This is a genomic window from Seonamhaeicola marinus (assembly GCF_008085455.1).
The window spans coordinates 1-618 of sequence record NZ_VSDQ01000838.1 but is presented as its reverse complement, the minus strand read 5'-3'; the positions used below and the strand labels follow the sequence as shown (position 1 = coordinate 618).

General features: G+C 36.6%; 1 protein-coding gene. It reads right to left on the bottom strand.

The window, feature by feature from the left end:
* On the bottom strand, positions 1 to 618 hold a 618-nt coding region (locus tag FUA24_RS23795; RefSeq protein ID WP_148545814.1), incomplete at both ends, for an NADP-dependent isocitrate dehydrogenase.

Here is a 618-nt window from a genome sequence, read left to right as displayed (position 1 = left end):
AAATAATCACGTAAAACGTTTCCTGTAACAGATATTGTGTCTTCGCCATTTTTAATTCTTTCACAAGTAAATAGTGTAGCGTCAATTGGGGCTAAAATTCTTAAATCTAAACCGTTTGTATCGTGGTCTTTTAAGTATGTGTTTACTTTTTTAATAAGTTCGGCATCATGAGCTCTATTTTCATCTAACCAAAAAACAGCAGGTGTTTCAGAAGCTCTTGCACGTGTAACGGCTAGTTTTACCCAGTCTTGAATTGGAGCATCTTTTGTTTGGCACATACGCCAAATATCACCAGTTTCAACCGTGTGTTCTATTAGTGTATTGCCAGCTTCATCAATTACAGAAACCTTTCCGTTAGCTTCAATTTCAAAAGTTTTATCGTGTGAACCGTATTCTTCAGCTTTTTGTGCCATTAAACCAACGTTAGGAACCGTACCCATTGTTGTAGGATCAAAAGCGCCATGTTTTTTACAGAAATCTATGGTTGCTGCATAAACACCAGCATAACTACTATCTGGAATTATAGCTTTTGTATCTTGTAATTGGCCATTGGCATTCCACATTCTACCAGAAGTTCTAATCATTGCTGGCATTGAGGCATCAATAATAACATCACTT